At 42.6% G+C, this 25015-nt stretch carries 23 protein-coding genes and 1 pseudogene; 20 read left to right on the top strand and 4 right to left on the bottom strand.

The annotated features are described in order from the left end of the window. The first annotated feature begins 29 nt into the window (after nt 1–29). Together lepB and ACESR9_RS02685 are read left to right on the top strand one after the other, a co-directional pair. Nucleotides 30–590 (top strand): signal peptidase I, encoded by a 561-nt coding sequence (lepB, locus tag ACESR9_RS02680; RefSeq protein ID WP_003006560.1) that lies wholly within the window; start codon nt 30–32, stop codon nt 588–590. 28 nt (nt 591–618) lie between these two features. Next, nucleotides 619–1017: pseudogene (locus ACESR9_RS02685) on the top strand (transporter substrate-binding domain-containing protein); the annotation flags it as partial. Nucleotides 1018–1198: 181 nt separating this feature from the next. Here the strand turns inward: ACESR9_RS02685 and ACESR9_RS02690 are convergent. Next, complete coding sequence (locus ACESR9_RS02690) at nt 1199–2389, bottom strand: cation diffusion facilitator family transporter (protein WP_373105423.1); 1191 nt, start codon at nt 2387–2389, stop codon at nt 1199–1201. Between the two features lie 151 nt (nt 2390–2540). Here ACESR9_RS02690 and pcrA point away from each other — a divergent pair, with 151 nt between their 5' ends. From pcrA to ACESR9_RS02710, 4 genes are all read left to right on the top strand, one after another. Then, on the top strand, nt 2541–4826 hold the full coding sequence (gene pcrA, locus ACESR9_RS02695; protein ID WP_373105425.1) for a DNA helicase PcrA: 2286 nt from the start codon (nt 2541–2543) through the stop codon (nt 4824–4826). 328 nt (nt 4827–5154) lie between these two features. Next, nucleotides 5155–6429: a DUF2130 domain-containing protein gene (locus ACESR9_RS02700; protein WP_045759278.1), complete on the top strand. Its 1275-nt coding sequence runs from the start codon at nt 5155–5157 to the stop codon at nt 6427–6429. Between the two features lie 9 nt (nt 6430–6438). Further along, on the top strand, nt 6439–6882 hold the full coding sequence (locus tag ACESR9_RS02705; RefSeq protein ID WP_373105427.1) for a GNAT family N-acetyltransferase: 444 nt from the start codon (nt 6439–6441) through the stop codon (nt 6880–6882). A gap of 31 nt (nt 6883–6913) precedes the next feature. After that, the gene (locus tag ACESR9_RS02710) at nt 6914–7714 is read left to right on the top strand and encodes an alpha/beta fold hydrolase (protein ID WP_031576625.1); all 801 of its coding nucleotides are present in this window, start codon (nt 6914–6916) and stop codon (nt 7712–7714) included. Nucleotides 7715–7749: 35 nt separating this feature from the next. Here ACESR9_RS02710 and ACESR9_RS02715 read toward each other — a convergent pair whose 3' ends face one another. After that, nucleotides 7750–9066: an FAD-containing oxidoreductase gene (locus tag ACESR9_RS02715; RefSeq protein ID WP_155171589.1), complete on the bottom strand. Its 1317-nt coding sequence runs from the start codon at nt 9064–9066 to the stop codon at nt 7750–7752. A gap of 181 nt (nt 9067–9247) precedes the next feature. Here ACESR9_RS02715 and truB point away from each other — a divergent pair, with 181 nt between their 5' ends. The 13 genes from truB (at nt 9248) to ACESR9_RS02780 (ending at nt 21866) form a co-directional block, all read left to right on the top strand. Beyond that, a complete protein-coding gene (gene truB / locus ACESR9_RS02720; protein ID WP_373105431.1) occupies nt 9248–10144 on the top strand; it encodes a tRNA pseudouridine(55) synthase TruB in 897 nt (298 codons plus the stop codon). 4 nt (nt 10145–10148) lie between these two features. Further along, entirely contained in the window at nt 10149–11084 is a 936-nt protein-coding gene (locus tag ACESR9_RS02725) for a bifunctional riboflavin kinase/FAD synthetase (protein ID WP_155167801.1), read from the top strand. A gap of 309 nt (nt 11085–11393) precedes the next feature. Beyond that, nucleotides 11394–11795, top strand: coding sequence for a Spx/MgsR family RNA polymerase-binding regulatory protein (locus tag ACESR9_RS02730; RefSeq protein ID WP_009732658.1), 402 nt, complete (start codon nt 11394–11396; stop codon nt 11793–11795). Between the two features lie 12 nt (nt 11796–11807). Further along, a complete protein-coding gene (locus tag ACESR9_RS02735; protein ID WP_031577056.1) occupies nt 11808–12086 on the top strand; it encodes a UPF0223 family protein in 279 nt (92 codons plus the stop codon). After that, a complete protein-coding gene (locus tag ACESR9_RS02740; protein WP_371605346.1) occupies nt 12076–12846 on the top strand; it encodes an inositol monophosphatase family protein in 771 nt (256 codons plus the stop codon). Before ACESR9_RS02735 ends, ACESR9_RS02740 begins: the two co-directional genes overlap by 11 nt. After that, complete coding sequence (locus ACESR9_RS02745; protein WP_373105436.1) at nt 12847–14151, top strand: RsmF rRNA methyltransferase first C-terminal domain-containing protein; 1305 nt, start codon at nt 12847–12849, stop codon at nt 14149–14151. Between the two features lie 105 nt (nt 14152–14256). Then, the gene (locus ACESR9_RS02750) at nt 14257–15123 is read left to right on the top strand and encodes a phosphate ABC transporter substrate-binding protein PstS family protein (RefSeq protein WP_049490904.1); all 867 of its coding nucleotides are present in this window, start codon (nt 14257–14259) and stop codon (nt 15121–15123) included. 16 nt (nt 15124–15139) lie between these two features. After that, a complete protein-coding gene (gene pstC, locus ACESR9_RS02755) occupies nt 15140–16051 on the top strand; it encodes a phosphate ABC transporter permease subunit PstC (protein WP_014713132.1) in 912 nt (303 codons plus the stop codon). Further along, entirely contained in the window at nt 16041–16925 is an 885-nt protein-coding gene (pstA, locus tag ACESR9_RS02760; protein WP_003006597.1) for a phosphate ABC transporter permease PstA, read from the top strand. The genes pstC and pstA overlap by 11 nt, the downstream gene beginning before the upstream one ends. A 10-nt stretch (nt 16926–16935) precedes the next feature. Beyond that, nucleotides 16936–17739: a phosphate ABC transporter ATP-binding protein PstB gene (gene pstB, locus ACESR9_RS02765; protein ID WP_003006600.1), complete on the top strand. Its 804-nt coding sequence runs from the start codon at nt 16936–16938 to the stop codon at nt 17737–17739. Between the two features lie 29 nt (nt 17740–17768). After that, nucleotides 17769–18527 (top strand): phosphate ABC transporter ATP-binding protein PstB, encoded by a 759-nt coding sequence (pstB, locus tag ACESR9_RS02770; protein WP_003003393.1) that lies wholly within the window; start codon nt 17769–17771, stop codon nt 18525–18527. A gap of 12 nt (nt 18528–18539) precedes the next feature. Further along, complete coding sequence (phoU, locus tag ACESR9_RS02775; protein ID WP_201087642.1) at nt 18540–19193, top strand: phosphate signaling complex protein PhoU; 654 nt, start codon at nt 18540–18542, stop codon at nt 19191–19193. Between the two features lie 129 nt (nt 19194–19322). Beyond that, the gene (locus ACESR9_RS02780) at nt 19323–21866 is read left to right on the top strand and encodes a M1 family metallopeptidase (protein ID WP_373105439.1); all 2544 of its coding nucleotides are present in this window, start codon (nt 19323–19325) and stop codon (nt 21864–21866) included. Between the two features lie 98 nt (nt 21867–21964). On the opposite strand, the gene ACESR9_RS02785 is transcribed toward ACESR9_RS02780, so the two are convergent. Then, nucleotides 21965–23242 carry a sensor histidine kinase gene (locus ACESR9_RS02785; protein ID WP_373105441.1) on the bottom strand — a complete coding sequence of 426 codons (1278 nt, stop codon included), beginning with the start codon at nt 23240–23242 and terminating at the stop codon, nt 21965–21967. After that, on the bottom strand, nt 23242–23952 hold the full coding sequence (locus tag ACESR9_RS02790; protein WP_049517974.1) for a LytR/AlgR family response regulator transcription factor: 711 nt from the start codon (nt 23950–23952) through the stop codon (nt 23242–23244). The genes ACESR9_RS02785 and ACESR9_RS02790 overlap by 1 nt, the downstream gene beginning before the upstream one ends. Before the next feature lie 106 nt (nt 23953–24058). Between ACESR9_RS02790 and ACESR9_RS02795 the strand changes: the two genes are divergently transcribed. After that, nucleotides 24059–25015, top strand: coding sequence for an ABC transporter ATP-binding protein (locus tag ACESR9_RS02795; RefSeq protein ID WP_373105542.1), 957 nt, complete (start codon nt 24059–24061; stop codon nt 25013–25015).

Consider the following 25015-nt stretch of genomic DNA (forward strand, 5'->3'; position numbering starts at 1 on the left):
ATAATAAATAAAAAGGAAGGGAGACATACATGCCAAGGAGAGATTTAATTAGAAATGTCATCATTGTCGGTGTACTGGTTTTGGCACTGATTTTGCTTCGAATCTTTGTATTTCATCCATTTAGTATCAATGATAAAATGGCTAATGCTTCTGTGAAAACTGGAGATCTTGTGGTAGCGACTAGAAATGCTCAGGTAGATCGCAGTGATTTGGTCTTATACAAGGTCGGTGGAAAAGAATACCTTGGACGTGTCATTGCCAAAGAAAACGACGAAGTCAGCTACGTAGATGACGTCCTCTATTTGAATGGACAGGCAACACCAGAACCTTACCTGAATAAAATGCTGAACAAACACCTAGCTGCTCCAACGAGTAATGGGTATTATACGGATGATTTCTTCTTATCAGAGTTAAAAGGGACCAAGGCTGGTCGTGTCCCATCCGATACTTATCTGGTCTTAAATGATAACCGTGGAGATACAGAAGATAGCCGTGAGTTTGGTTATATCCATAAAAATCAGATCGAAGGAGTCGTGAATCTGCGTCTCTATCCCCTCAATAAATTTGGATTTATAAAAGTAGAAGAATAGCCGAAAGGCTATTTTTTTTATAAATATCAAAGAGAAACGATTAGATGCCCAGACCGGATCGTCTGGCTATATGGATTTTGAAGCCAATCCTAAAATCTTGAAAAATAAGATCAAAAATCAAAAGGCTACCCAATACCAGAGTTTCAACGAGGCGCTGATCGATCTTCAGAATGATCGGATCGATGGCCTCTTAATCGACCGTGTCTATGCCAACTATTATCTGCAGACGGAAGGAATTTTAAAAGACTACAATGTCTTTCCTGTCGGGTTTGAGACAGAATCCTTTGCGGTAGGAGTGCGCAAGGCGGATAAAACTTTGAAGAAAAAAATTGATGAAGCCTTCGTAAAACTCTATCAAAAGGGCCAATTCCAAAAGATTTCTAAGAAGTGGTTCGGAACGGATGTAGCAACAGACGACATCAAGTAAAAAAGAGAGTGGGACAGAAATCGGTAATTCGTTAGAATTCGATTTCGTCGTCCCACCTCCGCACAGTTGAGTAGGGCTGTAAAAGCTGATGAAATCAGCGTAGTAGAGCCCACTCAACCACTGCGTCTTGCTCGACAATCCAAAAACAATTGAGAGGCTAGGACTTTTGTCCCAGCCTCTTTTAGTCGGTTTTATTTGTAATTTGATGGAAAATCTTCTGCCAAGTTTCGTGGCGACGCCAGAGACTGGTATGGATTTGACCGTCTAGTTCATAGCGTATGAGTTTGGTTTTTTGGCTGATGGACTCCAGTTCAAAGTTTTGGAATTGAACTTGGTCGCTTGCGAGAGCCTCTATTAATTCTGCCTTGTTGTGTTCGTGACCGGTATCGTCAATCAAGGTATAATTATCCGCTAGCAATGTATCAAACTCTTGCTTAGCATAGAGGCGTTTTTCGTAGGTTAAGAGTTTCTTTTCAACGTTTTCGATCAGCTCATCTTCAGGAATTGAGCTAGGTTCCACATGGACGTCAATGTCAAAGACTCCAAATTCTTCTTTTAGGAGATTCTCGACTTCTTCTGTGATCGCATGGCTTTCATAGACGGAAAGATCGGGATTCATCTCCAAGACAACGTCCAGATAGATATTGCTTCCGTAGGTCCGTCCGCGTTGGTATTTCACACGCGCAATCTTAGGGAGTTTTAAAATAGCTTTTTCGTAATCTTCGAGGAGACTATCGTCAAAGCCGTCTGAAAGACTAAAGGAAGATTCCATAAAGATATCGTAGGCTGTTTTGAGGATAAAGAAGGTGATGATGATGGCTACGATTTTATCGACAATTGGATAGTTAAAAGCACTAGCAGCGATCGCGATCGACGTTCCAAGAGAAGTGACGACGTCTGAAAGATTGTCTTTTGCGGCTGCTTTTAAGGCTTTTGATTTGGCTCGTTTGGCTAAGCGAAGATTGTAGAAATAAACGCCTAGCATGACAAGGGCTGAAACCACTCCGACACCAGCACCGAGTGGATCAATGCTAACTGTTTCATTGCTGAAGATCTTTTGGAGGGTATCGCGTAAGACATCAAAACCGACATAAAACATAATGATTGAGGTGACTAGACTAGCTAGATCCTCAATTTTCCAGTGACCAAACTTGTGATCACGGTCAGCTGGTTGGCGAGCGAGACGAATCCCGATGAGCAGGGCGACATTGCTGATAATATCTGATAAGTTGTTAAATCCATCGGCTACCAAACTAGAGGAGTGAAGCAGATGGCCAGTAGCTAATTTTGCTGAAGAAAGTAGTAAATAGGCTAAAATACTGATGATGGCACCACGTTCGGCCAGTTTTAAGTTACTGTATGGTTTTTCCAAAATTTCCTCCTACAACCTCGGATATGAACCTGTTTTCTTTAAGCTACTATTATATCGTTTTTGGAAGGGAAATTCAAATGAGTCCTTTTTTAAAAGAAGCTAGGCAGGTTTTGTGGTATAATAGAACGATTGAATGAATGAGGAGTATGAGATGAATCCTTTATTGAATGGTATGAATGATCGCCAAGCAGAGGCGGTCCAAACGACAGAAGGTCCCCTCTTGATTATGGCGGGGGCTGGTTCTGGTAAGACACGTGTCTTGACCCACCGCATCGCTTTCTTGATCGATGAAAAAATGGTCAATCCTTGGAATATTTTGGCCATTACCTTTACCAATAAAGCCGCTCGGGAGATGAAGGAGCGGGCTTATCAGTTGAATCCAGCCACCCAAGACTGCTTGATTGCCACCTTCCACTCTATGTGTGTGCGCATCCTCCGTCGTGATGCGGATCACATTGGCTACAATCGCAATTTTACCATTGTCGACCCGGGTGAGCAACGGACCTTGATGAAGCGGATTTTGAAGTCCTTGAACTTGGATCCTAAAAAATGGAATGAACGGACCATCTTGGGGACTATTTCCAATGCCAAAAATGACCTGATCGATGAAGTGGCCTACGCCGCCCAGGCTGGCGATATGTACACCCAGATCGTCGCTAAGTGTTATGAGGCTTACCAAAAGGAACTCCGTCAGTCAGAAGCAGTGGACTTTGATGATTTGATTATGCTGACCTTGCGTCTTTTTGATCAGCATCCAGATGTGCTGACCTATTACCAGCAGAAGTTCCAATATATCCACGTGGATGAGTACCAAGATACCAACCATGCCCAATACCAGTTGGTCAAACTCTTGGCTTCACGCTTTAAAAATATCTGTGTCGTTGGGGATGCGGACCAGTCTATTTATGGCTGGCGGGGAGCAGATATGCAGAATATCCTGGACTTTGAGAAGGATTATCCTGATGCCAAGGTCGTTTTGTTGGAGGAAAATTATCGTTCCACTAAAACCATCTTGCAAGCAGCCAATGATGTCATCAAAAACAATCGCCACCGCCGTCCGAAGAATCTCTGGACACAAAATGAAGACGGGGAAGAGATTGTCTATTACCGGGCTAATGACGAGCAGGATGAAGCGGTCTTTGTTGCTAAAACCATTGAAGAGCTCAGTCGTGAAGCTGGCTACAAACACCGTGATTTTGCCGTTCTCTACCGGACCAATGCTCAGTCACGGACCATTGAAGAAGCGCTACTCAAGTCCAACATTCCCTACACCATGGTAGGGGGCACCAAGTTCTACAGCCGGAAGGAAATTCGGGACGTCATTGCTTATCTGAACTTGATTGCCAACCTCAGTGACAATATCAGTTTTGAGCGCATTATCAATGAACCCAAGCGGGGAATCGGGCCAGGTACAGTGGATAAGATTCGTGACTTTGCTCAAATGCAAGAGTCCTCACTCCTGGATGCTTCAGCCAATATCATGCTCTCTGGCATCAAAGGAAAGGCTGCCCAAGCCATCTGGGACTTTGCCAATCTCATTCTTGATTTGAGAGAAAGATTGGACCAGCTGACCATTACAGAGTTGGTCGAAGAAGTCCTTGATAAGACAGGATATATGACGGCCCTAACCAATCAGGGAAATTTGGAAAGTCAGGCCCGCATCGAGAATATCCAAGAGTTCCTGTCTGTTACCAAGAATTTTGATGAAAATGGAGAGACCGTCGACGACGAATCAGGTGTGGAGACCTTGAGTCGTTTCTTGAACGATTTGGCTTTGATTGCCGATACAGATGATGGGGCCCAAGAAACTTCAGAAGTCACCTTGATGACCCTTCACGCAGCCAAAGGATTGGAGTTCCCAGTTGTCTTCTTGATTGGAATGGAAGAAAATGTCTTTCCTCTTAGTCGTGCAGCAGAGGATCCAGATGAATTGGAAGAAGAGCGTCGTCTGGCTTATGTAGGGATCACGCGGGCAGAGAAGGTTCTCTTCTTGACCAATGCTAACTCACGTTTGCTCTTTGGACGGACCAGCTACAACCGGCCAACGCGTTTTATCAATGAAATTAGCTCGGATTTATTGACCTACCAAGGATTAGCCCGTCCAGTCAACACTAGCTTTAAGGCTTCGTATAGCAATGGAGGCGGAACGACCTTTGGAAAAGGAATGAGCCTGTCGCAAGCCCTTCAAGAGCGCAAGAGACAAGCAGCTCCAAGTGCTCTCACATCATCAAGCCTCCCCTTTGGCAATAGCAACCGTTCTAGCGCCAAAGAGAGCGTCGCTTGGTCCATTGGCGACATTGCCATTCACAAGAAGTGGGGTGAAGGAACCGTGCTTGAAGTATCTGGTAGTGGTAGTACCCAAGAACTCAAGATCAACTTCCCAGAAGTGGGGCTAAAGAAACTCTTAGCCAGTGTCGCGCCAATTGAGAAGAAATAAACTGAAACCAGTAAGCTTAGCTTGCTGGTTTTGTCCTTTTATCAACTTCCCTTAGGTGAGGACGGACGGTAGCGACTCCCTTTGGGATTCCATACCTTAGATTTGAGCCTTCCGTCTCAAATCTACCGAGCAGGAGAAACAAATCTGTTTCTCCTGCTTTTCTCACGGCGGGAAGTTTTAATGGTCATTGTTCTTCTTTCTCAAATTCTCTCATTTACTCTATTCACTGTCATAAACTAGGGAAATAGTAGGAGCAAGCCTCGTTTGCTGGTTTTGATTTTACTGGTGGCATGATATAATATACTAAGAATAGAGAAAGAGGCATGCTATGAACGAAATCAAGTGCCCCAACTGTGGGGAAGTCTTTACAGTCAATGAAAGTCAATACAGCGAACTCTTGTCACAGGTACGGACAGCAGAGTTTGACAAGGAAATTCATGAGCGAATTCGGCAAGAGTTGGCTTTGGCTGAGCAAAAGGCCCTTAATGAGCAACAAGAGAAGTTAGCCAAGAAGGATCAAGAAATTGCCCAGTTACAAAACCAGATTCAACAGTTTGATACTGAAAAAGAATTGGCTAAAAAAGAGGTGGAGCAAACCGCTAGCCAAAGCTTGCTAGAGAAAGAAAAAGAAGTGCAAGCGCTGGAAAATCAATTGGCCACCTTGCGCTTGGAGCATGAGAACCAACTGCAAAAGACGCTTTCTAATTTGGAGAAGGAGCGTGATCAGGTACAAAACCAATTGCTCCTTCAAGAGAAGGAAAATGAACTGTCCCTAGCTTCTGTTAAACAAAATTATGAAGCCCAGCTAAAGGCGGCCAATGAACAGGTCGAGTTCTACAAGAATTTCAAGGCCCAACAATCTACAAAAGCTATCGGTGAAAGTCTGGAGCAGTATGCGGAAAGTGAATTCAACAAGGTTCGCAGTTTTGCCTTCCCAAATGCCTATTTTGAAAAGGACAACAAGGTCTCTGCGCGTGGGTCTAAAGGCGACTTTATCTTCCGCGAGTGTGATGAAAATGGAGTGGAGATTATCTCCATTATGTTTGAGATGAAGAATGAAGCCGACGGGACCGAAAAGAAACACAAAAATGCGGATTTCTACAAAGAGTTGGACAAGGACCGTCGAGAAAAGAACTGTGAATATGCCGTTTTGGTGACCATGCTTGAAGCAGATAACGACTACTTCAACACAGGAATTGTCGATGTTAGCCACGAGTATGAGAAGATGTATGTGGTCCGTCCTCAGTTCTTTATCCAGATCATTGGGCTCCTGCGCAATGCGGCCCTCAATTCCCTTAAATACAAGCAGGAATTAGCGCTTGTCCGTGAACAAAATATCGATATCACCCACTTTGAAGAAGACCTGGATGCTTTCAAAGTTGCCTTTGCTAAGAACTACAACTCAGCTTCAGTCAACTTCGGTAAGGCCATCGATGAAATCGACAAAGCCATCAAGCGCATGGAAGAAGTTAAGAAGTTCTTGACTACATCAGAAAATCAACTTCGTCTTGCTAACAACAAGTTGGATGATGTTTCCGTTAAAAAATTGACTCGGAAGAATCCAACCATGAAGGCTAAATTTGATGCCTTGAAGGAAGACTAGGAGGATCCTATGCAGATACGAAAAGCAACCATGAAAGATACTGAAGCCCTACTGTCTTTATACGAAGACTTGGGCTATCCAACGACCGCTTCTAAGCTGTCTCGACGTTTAGAAATGATTCTTTCTCAGCCACATTATGGCTGTCTTCTAGCTGAAAGAAACGGAGAAATTTTAGGTTTCTTAGGTTATGCAAAACTCTTCTTTTTTGAAACAGATGGATCTTACTATCGTATTTTGGCTTTGTCAGTTGCAAAAGAAACAAGACGACAAGGAATTGCTAGTAGGCTAATCGATGAATTGAAAAAACAAGCTGTAAAAGAAGGGGTTAAGGCGCTGGCTCTAAATAGTGGATTAACCGCTGAACGAAATGCTGCACATCAGTTTTATCAGGCAGTTGGATTTGAAAAAGTGACTGCTGGCTTTGCCTTGCATTTAAAAACTCAACATGAATAAATCATGAAAAAATAGTAGAGGGAACGAAGTAATGTCTTCAACAAAAGGGAAAACCTTATATTTGAACAAAAAGAGCATGGACTATGTAACATTTGGAAAAGGTAAGCAGCCATTAGTGATCATACCAGGCTTGGGGGATGGGCTTCAGACCGTTAAAGGAAAGGCACAGCTCTTTTCTCTCTCGTATCGTCTACTTGCTAAACGTTATAAAATCTATGTTTTTTCTCGAATCAATGAGCTGAGACAGGGCTATACGACGTGGGATATGGCAGCAGATGTAGCAGAAGCAATGGAGACACTAAACCTAGATACCGCTTATGTTATGGGGATTTCACAAGGTGGAATGATTGCCCAATGGCTAGCTGCAGATTTTCCAGAAAAGGTTCAAAAGCTCATTTTAGCCGTGACCACTGCAAAACCTAGTCAACTTGCTAGAGAACGAATTGAGCATTGGCAAAAACTTAGTCAATCTGGAAATTTTAAGCATCTCATGCTGGATATTGCAAAGCATTCCTACACGCAAAAGAGCTATCAAAAGTGGCGGTTGCTTTATAATATCATGGGTCGCTTGGGGCGAATCAAAGATGAAAATAGAATAGCCATTCAGTCTCAGTCTTGCCTGGAACATAATAGCCTTGAGGTCTTAAAAGAAATTCATTGTCCGACCCTGATCCTTGGTGCCCTTGAAGATGATGTGGTCGGTGTGGACGGATCTAAGGAACTAGCAAAAGCGATTTCGGGTTGCCAGCTCCTTATTCTAAAACATTCTGGGCATGCTCTTTATGAAGAAAATAAAGTATTTCAAGAGGCTGTCTGTGAATTCTTAAACTAAAAAAGCTGGAATATTTTCCAGCTTTTTTATGTTAGTTAAATCGCAAAGAGATCATTTAGGTTTTCTGCCATGGTTGGGTGAGTAAAGATTTGTTTTGCGATGTAAGTATAAGGGATCTTGTTGTCCATGGCCATGGTAATCTGGTTGATGATTTCGCCTGCAGCTTCTCCAAAGAGCGTCACTCCAAGAATTTCTTTTGTTTCTGGGTTGACCACGGCTTTGAAGGCACCTCGAAGGTCTGCATTGACATGTCCACGAGGCATGGCAGCAACTGGCAATTCTTTAACAGCAACTGGAAGTCCTTTGTCACGTGCTTCTTGCTCGGTCAAGCCGACTTGGGCAAGTGGAGGAGCAATAAAGAGTGTTGTCGCATAATTTCTACGAGTTTCGAGATTGTAGCTACCATCGCCTGTAAGGTAGTTGAAGACAATGCGGAAGTCATCGAGTGACATGTAAGTAAACTGAGGACCACCATTGACATCCCCAACTGCAAAGACACCAGGGACGCTGGTTTCTAAATGACGGTTGACTTGGATTGCTCCACGATCAGTGACTTGGATATCTGTGTTTTCAAGACCAAGTCCAGCGATGTTTGGTTTACGTCCTGTTGCGTAGAGAAGGATATCAAACTCGAAGTCTCCCTTATCTGTGACAACCGTTAAGCTGTTTTGGCCATCTTTGATTTCTTGGGTATGAACGCCTTGCAAGAATTGAATACCATCTTCTTCCAGGTAGCCTTTTGCAAGAGCTGCAATGCTTGGCTCGATCCGTGGCAAGAATGTTTCAGAAGCGTCTAGTACCGTTACTTGGCTACCCAAGGTATTATAGAGATGAGCAAATTCCAATCCGATTGGTCCACCACCAAGGACACCCAGGCGTTTAGGTAGGTTTTCCAAACGTTGAATGCCGGTTGAATCCACGGCAAATTTACTTTCAGCCAAACCTGGAATCGGAAGGACATTTGGCACAGCACCAGTATTAATAATAATGGTTTCAGCTGTCAATTCTTCCTTTTCATCTCCAGCTTGAATTTCGATGACCTTGTTAGAAACGAAACGAGCCGTCGCGTCGATAATGTCTACACCGGTTCCAGCAATAGTTGCATAGTTCTTTCCGTTGAGACGAGTGGTGACAGCATTTTTCTCATTCATGGCTTGTTCAAAATCCAAGCCTTTTTCTGCTGCAACAATCAAGGTCTTGGTGGGAATACAAGCGATATTGATACAAGTACCACCATACATAGACTTGCTCTTTTCAATCAGAGCGACTTTTTTTCCTTGGCTTGATAATTTCGCTGCAAGTGTTTTACCAGCTTTACCAAATCCAATCACAATAACATCATACATTAACATATGTTACACCTTCTTTCGCTTTCTATTGTATCAAACCCATTTTAAAAAGTCTGAAATCTGCTACGGGATTTTTTAGGAGTTCATGGGAAGGGGGAAAGAGGGACAAGAAGTCTTGTTTCATGGTATAATAAAGGGTCGGTGGACCGGATGGTCACACAATCAGTTAGAAAGAGCAAATCAGATGGACGGAATTATCAATGTAAAAAAAGAAGCAGGCATGACCTCACATGATGTGGTCTTTAAACTGCGAAAAATTTTAGGAACTAAGAAGATCGGCCATGGGGGAACGCTGGATCCGGATGTGGTGGGAGTGCTTCCGATAGCAGTTGGAAAGGCGACCCGGATGGTGGAATTTATGCAAGATGAAGGCAAGGTCTATGAAGGAGAAATCACTTTGGGATTTTCTACCACGACGGAGGATGCCAGCGGGGAAGTCGTAGAGCGGACCCCAGTGGAAGCACCTTTAGATGTAGGAGAGGTCGATCGCATGATTGCCCAAATGGTGGGAAAAATGGAGCAAGTACCACCTATGTATTCCGCTGTCAAGGTCAATGGACGTAAGCTCTATGAATATGCGCGGGCAGGAGAAGAAGTGGAACGCCCTGTCCGGCAGGTAACCATTTATGACTTTACGCGCACCAGTGAGATTAGCTATGAAGGAGGGCTAGCCCGTTTTCGTTTCCGAGTCAAATGCAGCAAGGGCACCTATATCCGAACCTTGTCGGTGGATCTGGGTCAAAAACTGGGCTACGCAGCCCATATGTCTCATCTGACACGGACCAGTGCTGCTGGTTTGTCACTGGATGATGCCCTGACCTTAGAAGAAGTGGCTGAAAAAGTAGCGCAAGGAGATTTGAGCTTCCTTCACCCACTTGAAATTGGCACCGGGGATCTGGAAAAAGTAGAGCTGACAGTTGAAAAGGTTAGCGAAGTCCAAGTGGGACGCTTTATTCCAGTTGAGAGTGACTCCAAAGAGTTAGCTGCTTTTTACCAAGGAAAATTGGTAGCCATTTTAGAAAAAAGAGAAGAACTTTACAAACCTCGAAAAGTCTTTCTAACAGAAAGTGTGTTACAATAAATTCATGAATATTCGTACGATTACTACTGCTAACCAGATCCATTTGGAGAATGAGACAGTTTTGGTTCTGGGCTACTTTGATGGCCTGCATCTGGGGCATCAAGAACTCTTTAAAAAGGCGCGTCAGATCGCGGATGAAAAAGGCTTGAAGGTCGCTTTGTTAACCTTCCCTGAATCTCCTAAGTTAGCCTTTGTTCGCTACCAACCAGAATTACTGCTTCATTTGCAGAGCCCTGAGGATCGGTTCCAAAAATTAAACGAACTAGGAGTGGATGAGCTCTTCCTCATTGATTTTACGACCGATTTTGCTTCTAAAACTGCGAAAGAATTTGTCGATCAATTTGTCAAAGCCTTGAGAGCCCGAGTTTTAATTGCTGGATTTGATTATAGTTTTGGCTCTGATAAGAAAAAGGCCTCTGACTTAGCTGCTTATTTTGATGGTCAAGTGGAAGTCATTTCTCCTGTATTGGATCAGGGGGAAAAGATTAGTTCAACCCGCATTCGTCAAGCTATCCTAGAAGGACGCGTCCAAGAAGCTGCCTGTCTACTTGGTCACCCTTTATCCAGTCGAGGAATCGTCGTGCATGGGGATGCGCGTGGACGCACCATTGGCTATCCTACTGCCAATTTAGCGCCGATTGATCGGACCTATCTCCCATCAGATGGCGTTTATGTAGTCGATGTCGATTTTAAAGGGCAGACCTACCGTGGGATGGCTTCTGTCGGAAAAAATGTCACCTTTGATGGAAAAGAGCTTCGTTTCGAAGTCAATCTCTTTGATTTTACAGGAGATATCTATGGTCATACCCTGACCATTCATTGGTTGGATAAGATACGAGAAATGGTCAAATTCGATGGGATCGATCAACTAGTGGCTCAATTGAAAGAAGATGAAGCAATTTCACGAAACTGGACCAAGAGGCTGGGACAAAAGTCCTAGCCTCTCAATTGTTTTTGGATTGTCGAACAAGACGCAGTGGTTGAGTGGGCTCTACTACGCTGATTTCATCAGCTTTTACAGCCCTACTCAACTGTGCGGAGGTGGGACGACGAAATCGAATTCTAACGAATTACCGATTTCTGTCCCACTCTCTTTTTTCGGGCCTCTTCTTGAGAATAATGAAAGGGATTTCTTTTTTCCACTGAAATCCAGAAAAATCGTCGAGAAATCAAAAAAGCGCTTTTCAAGCACCTATTTTTTTTGTATAATAGAGTCAGATAGTTATATATAAAAAAAGAAGTGAACCACATGATTACATTATTTTTATCACCGAGTTGTACATCATGTCGAAAAGCTCGGGCTTGGTTAAAAAAGCACGATGTTCCATTTAAAGAACACAATATTATGACAAGTCCTTTGAGCAAACAGGAGTTGACAAGTATATTGGCCTTGACCGAAAACGGAACAGACGACATTATTTCAACTCGTTCAAAAATTTTTCAAAAATTGGATGTTGATGTTGAAGATTTATCCATCTCAGCCTTGATCCATCTGATTGAGGAAAATCCTAGTCTCTTGCGGAGACCGATTATTTTAGATAACAAACGTATGCAGATTGGCTTTAACGAAGATGAAATTCGGGCCTTCTTGCCACGGAGTTATCGCAAACAAGAGTTACGCTCTGCCACTCTAAGAGCAGAAATAAACTAAGAAGTATGTCGAATGCAAAAAAATTATAGTTACCCACTGGACTTATCGTGGAGCACTGAAGAGCTTGCTTCAGTGCTTTCTTTTTTCAATAAAGTTGAAGAAGCTTATGAAAGTAAGGTAGAGGCCAAAGAATACATGGAAGCCTACCGCGCTTTTAAGAAGGTCGTACCTAGTATCGGAGAAGAAAAGCGTCTTGGACGGGAGTTCGAAGAAGTGAGCGGTTATTCTCTCTATCGTGCGACCCAGACTGCAAAGCAAAAAGAGGAAGGATGGTTTTCTCTTGAAGAATAAATTAGAGTTTGCCAAACAAATCGTTTTAGAGGCTGGAGACTACTTGCGTCTTCATCTCCATGATGACTTGATGATCTCAAAAAAGACTGGGCCGACAGATTTAGTCACCCAGATGGACCAACAGGTTCAAAAGGATTTGGTTGAAAAAATCACACATCGCTACCCAGAAGATCGGATTTTTGCGGAGGAAAATGGCCTTCGTTCACCGATTTCAGAAGGATCCGTTTGGGTGATTGATCCTATTGATGGGACCAATAATTTTGTGACCCAAAAGGAAGATTTTGCGGTGATGGTGGCCTATTTTGAAGACGGAATTGGTCAGTTTGGCCTGATCTACGATGTGATGCGGGATCACCTTTTTTACGGGGGTGGAGAATTCCCTGTTTATCGCAATGAGGTTGAACTGACGCCCTTTGTGGACCAACCTCTGGAAAACCTTTTGATTGCTTCAAATGTCGGTATGCTTGAGAAAAATGACTGGGGCATGGCCGATCTTGGTATAGATTCCCTGGGCATTCGGGTCTACGGAAGTGCCGGTATTAGTTTTTCAAAAATTCTCTCAGGTGGCATTCTAGCCTATTTTAGCTATATCTGGCCCTGGGATTATGCCGCAGCTGCGATCATGGGGGAACAGTTGGGCTATACCGTTTTAAATCTAAATGGAGATAAACCTAATTACCAGTCAGTGGAACCCATTATGATGGTTCCAAAAGTGAAGTTAACAGAAATTCAAACCTATCTTAAGAAAGGGAGAAGTTAAATGAATTTTCCCAATGGTTTTAAAGAAAAATACCAGCATCTTCTAGGTGAGGATGCTGCTGCTTTTTTTGCGACCTTTGAGCAAGAAGCAGTATCGGCCTTTCGGACTAATCCTTTGAAAGAAACTCAAAAAGCATTTGATGATCCGATTCCCAATACCCCTTGGGGACATTATGGAAAGGTCTCAGGAAAATCCATCGAGCACGCAACGGGCTTGGTCTATTCGCAAGAGCCAGCAGCTCAGATAGTGGCCCAAGTCGCCCAGCCTAAGCCAGGAATGAAGGTCTTAGACTTGGCCGCAGCTCCTGGTGGAAAGACCACCCAGCTCTTGTCTTATTTGGACAATCAGGGACTCTTGGTCTCCAATGAAATCCACAAGGGTCGTTCGAAAATTCTTGTAGAGAATGTAGAACGCTTTGGTGCGCGAAATGTGCTGGTGACCAATGAGTCTGCCGATCGTCTGGCCAAAGTTTTCTCAGGCTTTTTTGATCTGATTGTACTAGACGCCCCGTGTTCGGGTGAGGGGATGTTTCGTAAGCAACCTGATGCCATGGACTATTGGTCTGTCGAATATCCTCGAGAGTGTAGTCTTCTTCAAAGAGAAATTCTGGAGGATGCCCTCAAGATGTTGGTCCCAGGTGGTTCCTTGGTTTATTCAACCTGTACCTGGGCTCCAGAGGAAAATGAAGAAATTGTATCCTGGCTTTTGGAAAACTATGATCTGGAGCTGGAAACGATCGAGAAGATCAATGGTATGGCAGAAGGCATTGACTATCCAGAAACCGCGCGTATGTATCCTCATCGCTTTAAAGGGGAGGGTCAATTTGTCGCTAAGTTTCGTTATCTAGGAGAGAATCGGCCTGCTAAAATCCCTTCCAAAAAGGACCAATTATCTGCTGAACAAAAGAAATGGTGGCAGGAATTTGCTAAGAAACACTTGAAGATCACTCTAGAAGGTGTCCTCGAAACCTTTGGTGACGAGCTGTATTTGGTTCCTTTAGGTTTACCAGATTTGCGCAAAGTAAAAATCGCCCGAAATGGCTTGCACCTAGGGACCTTCAAGAAAAATCGATTTGAACCTAGTTTTGCGCTTGGTCTAGCTCTGAAACCGAGTGAAGTCAAAGAGACTGTTTCGATCACGCCTGAGGACTTTGTTCATTATGTGGCGGGAGAGACAGTTCAATTGAAGGAAACGCATCCAAATGGATGGTACCAGGTCCTTGTAGAAGGCAATGGTTTGGGCTTTGCCAAAGTGACCGGGCAAACCCTGAAAAATTTCTATCCAAAGGGGCTTCGTTTTAGGTAAAATGCTGGGCAAAGAACCCGTTCTATGATATAGTGGAAGTACAGTTTTTTTGAAAAAAACTTGTCAAAATCATAAGTGAAATAGTGAATATCAAGGAGACATGATTTGAAAAAGTCTAAAAAGCTGATCCTAGGACTAGCGACGATTGCATTAGCAGGAAGTTTATCTGCTTGTGCTTCTTGGATCAATCGCGGAGAATCCATCACTGCTGTTGGATCGACTGCCTTACAACCCTTGGTTGAAGGAGTAGTAGATCGCTACATTGAAGAACATCCTGGTAAGATTGTAAATGTTCAAGGAGGAGGTTCTGGTACAGGACTTTCACAAGTTCAATCAGGCGCTGTGGACATCGGAAATAGTGACCTCTTTGCAGAGGAAAAATCGGGGATTGATGCCTCTAGTCTGGTCGATCATCAGGTAGCCGTAGCAGGGACAGCCATCATTGCCAATAAAAATATCTCAATCGACAATTTGACAACAGAGCAATTGCGAAAGATCTTTACGGGTGAATATACCAACTGGAAGCAATTGGGAGGTCCAGATCTTGAAATCACGATTGTGAACCGGGCGGTTGGTTCTGGTAGTCGTGCTGTCTTTGATGCCATTATCATGGATGGCAAACAACCCAAGCAGGCCCAAGAGCAAGACTCTAATGGAATGGTGAAAAACATCGTTTCTCAAACGCCAGGAGCCATCTCGTATCTGGCCTTTACCTACTTGGATAGCAGTGTCAAAACCATGAAGCTTAACGGTTATGAACCAACCAAAGCCAATGTTGTCAACAATAACTGGCCAATCTGGTCTTATGAACACATGTATACCAAAGGAAAACCCAATGAGTTGTCTAAAAAATTCATTGACTACATGATGACCGATGAGATCCAGCAAAAAGTTGTTGGCAAGATGGGCTATATCCCAATCAATGATATGAAAGTCACCCGTGATTTAAAAGGGAATGTGACAAAAAAATAAAAGAATTAGGTAAAAAATGAACGAAGTAGCAAAAAAAATGCTGACGAAATCAAAAAACTCCCGCCTAGAAAAATTTGGGAAAACCATTACCTTTCTATGTATGAGTTTGATTGTTGTGGTCGTTGCCATGATTTTGATTTTCGTGGCCCAAAAAGGTTTATCGACTTTCTTTGTCAATAAAGTCAATATCTTTAGTTTTCTATTTGGGAGCTCTTGGAATCCTGCTGCAAAGGAATTCGGAGCCCTACCAATGATTCTAGGTTCCTTTATTGTAACCTTGCTTTCTGCCCTCTTGGCAACGCCGTTTGCCATTGGTGCAGCAGTTTTCATGACAGAAGTCTCTCCTAAAGGAGCTCGTTTCTTACAACCAGCGATTGAGCTCTTAGTGGGGATTCCTTCAGTTGTTTATGGATTTATTGGCCTTCAAGTGGTCGTCCCATTTACGCGTAGTCTCTTTGGAGGGACTGGTTTTGGGATTCTCTCAGGGGTCTTTGTCCTCTTTGTTATGATCCTGCCAACTGTCACCTTTATGACGACCGATAGCCTCCGAGCTGTGCCCCGTCATTACCGGGAAGCTAGTATGGCCATGGGTGCGACACGCTGGCAAACGATTTGGCATGTCACGCTCAAGGCAGCCCGCTCAGGAATCTTTACAGCGGTTGTCTTTGGTATGGCGCGTGCCTTCGGGGAAGCTTTGGCTATCCAGATGGTGGTCGGAAACTCTGCAGTGGTACCAACCTCGCTCACTACACCAGCTTCCACCCTCACCTCTATTTTGACCATGGGAATCGGAAATACCGTCATGGGTACGGTCAATAACAATGTTCTTTGGTCACTCGCCTTGGTATTGCTCCTCATGAGTCTTGCCTTTAACAGTGTGATTAAACTGATTACGAAAGAAAGAGGTAAGAAGAACTATGCACGCTAAACGAATGGATAAAATTGCCACAGGAGTGCTGTATGCTATTTCAGGGATCATCGTTGCGATTCTTGCCTCATTGATCCTTTATATCTTGGTCCGTGGCTTGCCCCATGTATCCTGGCACTTCTTGACTGGGAAATCTTCTTCTTACCAAGCAGGAGGAGGGATCGGAATTCAATTGTATAATTCCTTCTTCCTCTTGGTCATTACCTTGGTGATTTCCTTCCCACTTTCTCTTGGGGCTGGGATTTACCTCTCTGAGTACGCCAAAAAAGGGCGTTTGACCAATTTGGTTCGTACCTGTATTGAGATCTTGTCTTCTTTGCCATCTGTCGTTGTAGGTCTCTTTGGTTACCTGGTCTTCGTTGTCCAGTTCAAATACGGATTTTCGATCATTTCAGGGGCCTTGGCCTTGACCGTCTTTAACCTGCCACAGATGACCCGCAATATCGAAGATAGCTTGCAGCACGTCCACCATACGCAGCGCGAAGCAGGTCTAGCACTGGGCTTGTCTCGCTGGGAAACTGTGATTCATGTCGTGGTACCAGAAGCTCTTCCAAGTATTATCACTGGGGTCGTCTTAGCTTCAGGACGGATCTTTGGGGAAGCCGCTGCCTTGATCTATACTGCAGGTCAATCGGCTCCAGCCCTTGATTGGTCAAACTGGAATATCTTTAGTGTGACCAGCCCGATTTCGATCTTCCGTCAGGCTGAAACCTTGGCTGTCCATATCTGGAAGGTCAACAGTGAAGGAACCATTCCAGACTCGATCGAAGTCTCAGCCGGTTCTGCCGCCGTTCTTTTGATCTTTATCTTGATCTTTAACTTTGGAGCCCGCAAACTCGGAAGTTACCTCCATAAAAAACTAACATCTGCTTAAAGGAGAAGAAATGTCAAAATACAATTGGGATGAGAGACACATCATTACTTTTCCTGAAGAAAAGGTGGTCCTATCGACTAAAGATTTGCATGTCTATTATGGAACTAACGAGTCCATCAAAGGCGTCGACATGCAGTTTGAAAAGAATAAGATTACAGCCTTGATCGGTCCTTCAGGATCTGGGAAATCAACCTATCTTCGTAGTTTGAACCGGATGAACGATACCATCGATATTGCGCGTGTTACGGGTGAAATTTGGTATGAAGGAATCGATGTCAATCGTCCAGATATCAATGTCTATGAAATGCGCAAGCACATTGGGATGGTTTTCCAACGACCCAATCCTTTTGCCAAATCAATATACAAAAATATCACCTTCCCTCATGAACGTGCTGGGGTGAAAGACAAGAAGATCTTGGACGAATTGGTCGAAACTTCTTTGAAACAGGCAGCCCTATGGGATCAGGTCAAGGATGATCTTCACAAATCAGCTCTAACGCTTTCAGGTGGTCAACAGCAACGACTTTGTATCGCGCGGGCTATCTCGGTGAAGCCGGATATCCTACTCATGGATGAGCCAGCTTCAGCGCTTGATCCGATCGCAACAGCGCAATTAGAAGAAACCATGCTGGAGCTGAAGAAAGATTACACCATTGTCATCGTGACCCACAGCATGCAACAAGCAGCGCGTGCTAGTGATTATACCGGTTTCTTTTATCTTGGAAACCTCATCGAGTACGATAAGACCTCGAATATTTTCCAAAATGCGAAATTGCAATCGACCAACGATTATGTATCGGGTCACTTTGGATAAAGTAATATGACAACAAAAAGGAAAATAGAATGACAGAACCAATTTTGCAAGTCAAGGACTTGTCGGTTTATTACAATAAAAAGAAGGCTTTGAATAGTGTCTCTTTGGATTTTGCTCCAAAGGAGATTACAGCCTTGATTGGTCCTTCAGGATCAGGGAAATCTACCCTTTTAAAAGCCATTAACCGTATGGGGGACCTTAACCATGAGGTCACCACCACAGGGACCATCCTCTACAACGGTCACAATATCTACGGACCACGGACCGATACGGTCGAATTGCGGAAGGAAATCGGAATGGTCTTCCAACAGCCAAATCCCTTTCCAATGTCCATTTATGATAATGTGACTTATGGGTTGATGATTAATGGTGTCAAGGATAAGGCTGTCTTAGATGAGGCAGTTGAAACCTCATTGAAACGCGCTTCCATCTGGGATGAAGTCAAGGATCGCCTGCATGATTCAGCTATCGGACTTTCCGGTGGTCAGCAGCAGCGGGTCTGTGTGGCGCGGGTTCTTGCGACTAGTCCAAAGATTATTCTTTTGGATGAACCAACTTCAGCGCTGGACCCGATTTCAGCTGGTAAGATTGAAGAAACCTTATATGGACTAAAAGACCGCTACACCATGCTCTTGGTGACACGCTCCATGCAGCAAGCGAGTCGGATTTCTGATAAAACAGCCTTTTTCTTGGATGGCGATTTGATTGAGTACAATGACACCAATGAAATGTTCTTGAACCCAGCTAAGAAAGAAACAGAAGACTATGTCTCTGGTAAATTTGGATAGGAAGAAAATAAAATGTTACGAGTTCAATTTGAAGAAGATTTAGAGAAGTTGCATAACCAGTTTTATGCAATGGGAAATGAAGTGTTGAGTCAGATCAACCGTACGGTCCGCGCTTTCGTGACCCATGACCGTGAATTGGCCCGCCAAGTTATCGAAGATGATGCGGAGATCAACGACTACGAAGTGAAATTAGAGCGCAAATCCTTTGAGATTATTGCCCTTCAACAGCCCGTTTCACAAGACCTTCGTGTCGTGATGACTGTCTTAAAAGCGGTCTCTGACTTAGAGCGGATGGGTGACCACGCAGTATCAATTGCCAAGGCAACGATTCGCATGAAAGGGGAAGTCCGCATCCAATCTGTTGAGGAAGAGATCAGCAAGATGGGCCGTGAAGTCAAAGATTTTGTCGAAGCGACACTAGATGTTTACCTCAAAGGCGATGTGGATTTGGCCTATGAAGTTGCGACACGAGACGAAGTCATCAACCATTACTTCGATAGCATCCAAGAATTAGCAACAGAAGAAATTCGGAATAATCCAGAGTCCATCGTGACCGGACGTGATTATTTCCAAGTGATCAACTTTTTGGAACGCATCGGAGATTATGCAAAAAATATCTGTGAATGGGTGGTTTACTTTGAAACAGGTAAAATTATCGAAATGTAAGATCATAAAGTCTTTTCGATCTCAGACAGGCATTGTCATGCTTGTCTTTTCTTTTATCTTAACTTTGTGATAAAATAGTTTTGTTAGGGCTTTTCATTGGAAAGCATGAAACATTTAAAGGAGGAAATTATGCAAGCAGTTGCACATTTTGTAGAAACATTCGTTCCAGAACATTACGAAGTGTTTTTGGATTTAAGTCGTAAAACCAAGACCTTTAGCGGTCGTGTGGTGATCACAGGTCAAGCCAAGGCGGACAAGATCTCGCTTCACCAAAAGGATTTGACCATCGAAACAGTAGAAATAGCAGGTCAAGCCCGTCCATTTACGGTTGATGATGACAATGAAGCAGTCTATGTTGAATTGGAAGGAACAGGTCAAGTGACAGTTACTCTGACCTATTCTGGTAAGATCACAGACAATATGACAGGGATTTACCCATCATACTACAGCATTGATGGCGTGAAGAAGGAAGTCCTCTCTACCCAGTTTGAGAGCCATTTTGCGCGTGAAGCTTTTCCAAGTGTGGACGAGCCTGAAGCCAAAGCAACTTTCGATCTTTCTTTGAAATTTGACCAAGAAGAAGGTGAAATTGCCCTCTCAAATATGCCTGAAATTGATGTGGAAAACCGCAAAGAAACAGGAATTTGGAAATTTGCTACGACTCCACGGATGTCTTCTTACCTCCTTGCCTTTGCTGCCGGAGATCTTCAAGGGATCACAGCCAAAACAAAAAATGGCACTCTCGTAGGTATCTATTCAACCAAGGCCCATCCGTTGAAAAACTTAGAGTTTTCTCTTGATGTCGCTGTACGTGTCATCGAGTTTTATGAAGACTATTATGGCGTCAAGTATCCAATTCCTCAATCCCTCCATGTAGCGCTTCCTGATTTCTCAGCTGGAGCGATGGAAAACTGGGGCTTGGTGACTTACCGTGAAGTCTACCTTCTAGTAGATGAAAACTCTACGGCCCAAAGCCGTCAAACAGTAGCCTTGGTGGTGGCTCACGAATTGGCTCACCAATGGTTCGGAAACCTCGTGACCATGAAATGGTGGGATGATCTCTGGTTGAATGAAAGCTTTGCCAATATGATGGAATATGTCAGCTTGGATGCCATTGAACCAAGCTGGAATATCTTTGAAGACTTCCAAACAACTGGAGTGCCTGCTGCCTTGAAACGCGATGCTACAGATGGCGTTCAATCCGTCCATGTGGAAGTCAAACACCCTGATGAGATCAACACCCTCTTTGACCCAGCAATCGTTTACGCCAAGGGTAGCCGTCTCATGCACATGCTTCGCCGCTGGTTAGGCGATGACGCCTTCCGTAAAGGGTTGAAGATCTACTTTGAAAAACACCAATACGGCAATACTATCGGTCGTGACCTTTGGGATGCTCTTGGGCAAGCTTCAGGTCGTGATGTCGCAGCCTTTATGGATTCTTGGTTGGAGCAACCAGGATACCCTGTTGTTTCAGCTTCTGTGGAAAACGATACCTTGATCATCTGTCAAGAGCAGTTCTTCATCGGAGAAAGAGAAGAAAAAGGACGCAAGTGGGTTGTTCCGTTAAATAGCAACTGGACGGGTATTCCAGATACCTTGGAAACAGAAGTTTTAGAAATTCCAAACTACAGTGCCTTGAAAGCAGCTAACAGCGGAGCTCTTCGCTTCAATACAGAAAATACAGCTCACTATATCAGTGACTACCGTGGGGAATTGTTGGAAGACATCCTTGCTGACCTTGCTAGCTTGGATAGCACTTCAAAATTACAAGTGGTTCAAGAACGCCGTCTTTTAGCTGAAAGTGGTCAAATTTCTTATGCAAGCCTCTTGCCAGTGATTGAACACTTGACAGAAGAAAGTTCCTACTTGGTTGTTTCAGCTGTTTCGAGCGTCTTAGCTGGAATCAGTCTCTTTGTGGATGAAGGAACTGAAACAGAAGCGGCCTTCCATGAGTTGTTGAAACGCTTGAACCGTTACAACTTTGAACGCTTGGGTCTAGAAGCTAAGCCTGGTGAAACAGAAGAAGACGAAAAAGTTCGTCAGCTAATGATTGCTAATATGATCAAGGCCAATGATGAAGCTGCAAAAGCTCAAGCGAGCGCTATCTTTGAAGCGCATGCAGCTGATTTGGAAAAACTTCCAGCTGCCATCCGCCTGCAAATCTTGGTTAACCAAATCAAGCACCAGGAAACCAAGGAGCTTAGCCAACAATACCTGGATACTTATGTTAAGACAGTAGATGGGAACTTTAAACGCCAGTTGGCGGCTGCACTTTCTTATACCAAGGATGAGGAAACTTTGGAAGCTCTATTGAAGGAGTGGAAGAACAAGGATGTGGTGAAACCTCAGGACTTGGCTATGAGTTGGTACTACAACTTCTTACACGATGACTTTACCCAAGGAAGAACTTGGACTTGGGCGCGTGAAAACTGGGATTGGGTCAAGAAAGCCCTCGGTGGTGATATGAGCTTTGATAAGTTTGTCATCTACCCAGCAAACTGTTTCAAGACCCGTGAACGCTTGAATGAATATAAGGCCTTCTTTGAGCCTCAATTGTCTGATATGGCTATCAGCCGAAACATCAGCATGGGAATCAAGGAAATCGCAGCGCGTGTGGATTTGATTCAACGGGAAAAAGCAGCAGTAGAAGCCGCTATCCTTGCGACGAAATAAATGAAATAAATTTATAAAAGATGCTACAGAATTCATTCTGTAGCATCTTTTGCTTTTTCAATGAATCATTTGTATTGGATATCAAAGGAGAAGGATCATTAGTTTATTGGGCTTGGTAAGAGAATCTCCGTTCGATAGCGGCCATTTTCTTTGAAACGCTTGACAGTTCCTTGGTATTCTTGTACTAGAGCATCAACGTTTCGCAAGCCCCAACCATCTCTTTGACGTGTTTTACGAGTCTCTTGTTCCTGTTCATTAAAGGTATTATTGATCGAAATAAATAGATTTTGTTGAAAATAACGTATATTCAGAGATAATGTTCTCTCCGATTTATCAGTCAATCGAAGGCAGGCTGAAATACTATTATCCAAACAATTTCCTAAAATAACAGCTAGAACATCGGGCTGAATAGATAGTTCTTGTGGGATAAAGCAGTCAATTTCTAATGCAATTGCATCTTCCACATCGCGCAGTTTTTGATTTAGTAAATAATTAACCGTTGGATTTTTGGAGTAAAAGATTTGTTTTCCTGAAATACTATCGGTTAACGATTGAAGATACTCTCTAGCTTCATCAGGATTTTCTTCTAGAAGTGCCAAGAGGGTTAAATGTTTATTTTTTAAGTCATGCCGAAGACTTTGCAATCGTTGGTATTCCTCTTGAGACTGTTGTGTTTCTCTTAATTGGAACTGAAGTTGTTCTTTATCTAATTTATTTTGATAATAAGCGTGCTGTTGTTGAGAAAGATGTAAGGTAAAATACAGCGAGGAAAACGACAATACAATAAGAGACAAGAGTGAAATGACAGAAAGATAATCTGGTCCAAATACTTGCCCTTGAATAGCAGATACAGTAAAGGCAAAAATAATCGATAAAATCGGCACGATGAATTGATAAAGCCAATTTCTTCTAGATGTTGCCATGCTTAACTTTTGATGTGTTCGAAATAACTGTCGAAGAACAAGAGTGATCACAGTTGAAAAAAGAAAACTGATGGCAAGGTAACCACTAATCAGTTCTAAATTTTTCGATACTTTTGACAGTGGAAGAAATAGTTGGATAGCTTGATTGAGGACAGCTCCGGCTAATAATGTCAGGCTTGTTTGTAAGAATATCCAAAAAGAAGAATCACGAAAGGAGAAATCAAAATAGAGTCCTACAAGAGCGGATTCTACAATACTCAGAAAGAGATTGCTAACTAAAAAAACGCGACTTTCTAAAAATAGAAAAACAAGAGCCACATGAAAAAGCAAGCAACAACAAAGGACTAATAGTGTCTCTTTTGAATGTTTACTTTTGGATATTGGCCTATAAAATAAAACACTTGCTAGAAATAAGTCAAACAAGATACTAATGATCCGCAATCCTATTAGCATTAGAAATTCCTTTCACTGAGATAGTTATAGTATTTTTCTTTAAAAGAAGACTGGAACTTACGACTAATTGGAAGTGAATGCTCCTCGGTTCCATTTAGCAAAATAGTTACTGTTTTCGCATCAAAATCTTTGATATATTTGGGATTTACAATATAAGAAGCATGAATTTGAATAAAATAATCAGGTAGTTTATCTAAAATGTCTTGAGTTTTCAGTAAGGACTTATAGGTATCTGCTAGTGTATAAATAAAAACGGAACGCTTATCTTTCTCAAAATAGGTAATGTCACTTAAAGGAATAGAGTAACTTTGTTTTCCAAATGAGAAGTTAAAGATGGTTTGTCCTAAATCTAAATAACGTAAAATTCTGTCTACTACCTTATTTAACCTTTGGGGTTCAAATGGTTTTACTAAGTAATCAAAAGTCTGTACTTCAAATACTTGTTCCATGTAATCACGATAGCTGGTCACAAAAATAATGGGGATAAAAGGATTGAACTGACGAATTTCACGTGCAAGGTCAATTCCAGTAATTTGTGGCATATCAATATCCAAAAAAACACAATGTGTATCCCTTGTTAACTGTTCTAGCATTTTTTGTGGATTTGTATATAGTTTTGTTTCTACAGGAACCTTGTCGTAAGAAAGTAAATACTGTTCTAACTGACTAGCATCTCTAGTTGAGTCATCACAAATAACGACGTTTAACATAAGTCCCCCTTATCAAATTGAGTTGGCTAATTATGACACTAAAATGGTAAATCATGACGTAAACCATGGAAAGTCATATGTTTATTATACAATAATCTTATCAAAAATGAAGGAAGCTGGGAAAATCTTCTCAGTCTTGAGTGATGAGATGAAGACATTTGCGACACTGACTATTAGAGATTTGACAAAATCATTCGATAAGCAACATTTTGCTAATAACCATATTTCCTTAGAAATAGAAGCTGCTAAAATTACAGCCTTTTTAGGACACAATGGTGCTGGTAAGTCCACCCTCTTAAATCAAATGATTGGTTTTACCAAACCTGATAAAGGAGACGTATGCTATGGAGATATTTCTTTTGTTCAAAATCGTAAACAAGCTCGCTCAATGATGAGCTATATGTCGCAACAGTATGCACCACTTGAGAAATTGACGGTGGAACAAAACATAGAAATGCTTGGAAGAATGAGAGGGTTAAACACCATAGATTTACAAAAAGAAATGGATCAGCTCTTAACCGACTTGGAAATTAAGGAGTACAGGGCAAAACAAGGAAAGGATCTCTCAGGCGGTTTAAAGCGTCTAACTTCTTTTGCAATGGCTTTAATCGGATCTCCGACCATCATTCTTCTTGATGAACCCACGAACGATGTTGATCCAATACGTCGTGAAAAACAGTGGCAATTATTACAGAAGTTGGCGCATAAAGGTCATACCATTATTATTGTGACACATAACTTGTTGGAAGTTGAAAAATATGCAGACAACTATGCCTTATTTAACCATGGGAAGTTAATCAAATCAGGCCCAGTTCAGCAAATAACCTATCAAAAACAGTATCAAATCTCTTTTGAGTTTAGAAATGAAGATAGCTTAGCTCTATTTCATGATTATACCATTATCAATGGTTCGATTTGCCAGATTGAAATAGAAGAGGAGGAGTTAACAAGACTGCTACCAAAACTAACACAGGAATTGGATAGAAAGAATATTTTTAATCTGTCACTTACTCAGAAAAACGTATCCATTTCAGATCTTTATAGAGAGGAGTTGACAAACTGA

The sequence above is a fragment of the Streptococcus parasanguinis genome (assembly GCF_964238605.1).
GTDB classification, from domain to species: Bacteria; Bacillota; Bacilli; order Lactobacillales; family Streptococcaceae; genus Streptococcus; species Streptococcus parasanguinis_AJ.

Excerpts from the sequence above, each read along its gene's own strand:
- lepB (WP_003006560.1), top strand. The coding sequence starts at position 30 with ATGCCAAGGAGAGATTTAATTAGAAATGTCATCATTGTCGGTGTACTG.
- pcrA (WP_373105425.1), top strand. The coding sequence starts at position 2,541 with ATGAATCCTTTATTGAATGGTATGAATGATCGCCAAGCAGAGGCGGTC.
- ACESR9_RS02700 (WP_045759278.1), top strand. The coding sequence starts at position 5,155 with ATGAACGAAATCAAGTGCCCCAACTGTGGGGAAGTCTTTACAGTCAAT.
- ACESR9_RS02705 (WP_373105427.1), top strand. The coding sequence starts at position 6,439 with ATGCAGATACGAAAAGCAACCATGAAAGATACTGAAGCCCTACTGTCT.
- ACESR9_RS02710 (WP_031576625.1), top strand. The coding sequence starts at position 6,914 with ATGTCTTCAACAAAAGGGAAAACCTTATATTTGAACAAAAAGAGCATG.
- ACESR9_RS02715 (WP_155171589.1), bottom strand. The coding sequence starts at position 9,066 with ATGTTAATGTATGATGTTATTGTGATTGGATTTGGTAAAGCTGGTAAA.
- truB (WP_373105431.1), top strand. The coding sequence starts at position 9,248 with ATGGACGGAATTATCAATGTAAAAAAAGAAGCAGGCATGACCTCACAT.
- ACESR9_RS02725 (WP_155167801.1), top strand. The coding sequence starts at position 10,149 with ATGAATATTCGTACGATTACTACTGCTAACCAGATCCATTTGGAGAAT.
- ACESR9_RS02730 (WP_009732658.1), top strand. The coding sequence starts at position 11,394 with ATGATTACATTATTTTTATCACCGAGTTGTACATCATGTCGAAAAGCT.
- ACESR9_RS02735 (WP_031577056.1), top strand. The coding sequence starts at position 11,808 with ATGCAAAAAAATTATAGTTACCCACTGGACTTATCGTGGAGCACTGAA.
- ACESR9_RS02745 (WP_373105436.1), top strand. The coding sequence starts at position 12,847 with ATGAATTTTCCCAATGGTTTTAAAGAAAAATACCAGCATCTTCTAGGT.
- pstC (WP_014713132.1), top strand. The coding sequence starts at position 15,140 with ATGAACGAAGTAGCAAAAAAAATGCTGACGAAATCAAAAAACTCCCGC.
- pstA (WP_003006597.1), top strand. The coding sequence starts at position 16,041 with ATGCACGCTAAACGAATGGATAAAATTGCCACAGGAGTGCTGTATGCT.
- pstB (WP_003006600.1), top strand. The coding sequence starts at position 16,936 with ATGTCAAAATACAATTGGGATGAGAGACACATCATTACTTTTCCTGAA.
- pstB (WP_003003393.1), top strand. The coding sequence starts at position 17,769 with ATGACAGAACCAATTTTGCAAGTCAAGGACTTGTCGGTTTATTACAAT.
- phoU (WP_201087642.1), top strand. The coding sequence starts at position 18,540 with ATGTTACGAGTTCAATTTGAAGAAGATTTAGAGAAGTTGCATAACCAG.
- ACESR9_RS02780 (WP_373105439.1), top strand. The coding sequence starts at position 19,323 with ATGCAAGCAGTTGCACATTTTGTAGAAACATTCGTTCCAGAACATTAC.
- ACESR9_RS02785 (WP_373105441.1), bottom strand. The coding sequence starts at position 23,242 with ATGCTAATAGGATTGCGGATCATTAGTATCTTGTTTGACTTATTTCTA.
- ACESR9_RS02790 (WP_049517974.1), bottom strand. The coding sequence starts at position 23,952 with ATGTTAAACGTCGTTATTTGTGATGACTCAACTAGAGATGCTAGTCAG.
- ACESR9_RS02795 (WP_373105542.1), top strand. The coding sequence starts at position 24,059 with ATGAAGGAAGCTGGGAAAATCTTCTCAGTCTTGAGTGATGAGATGAAG.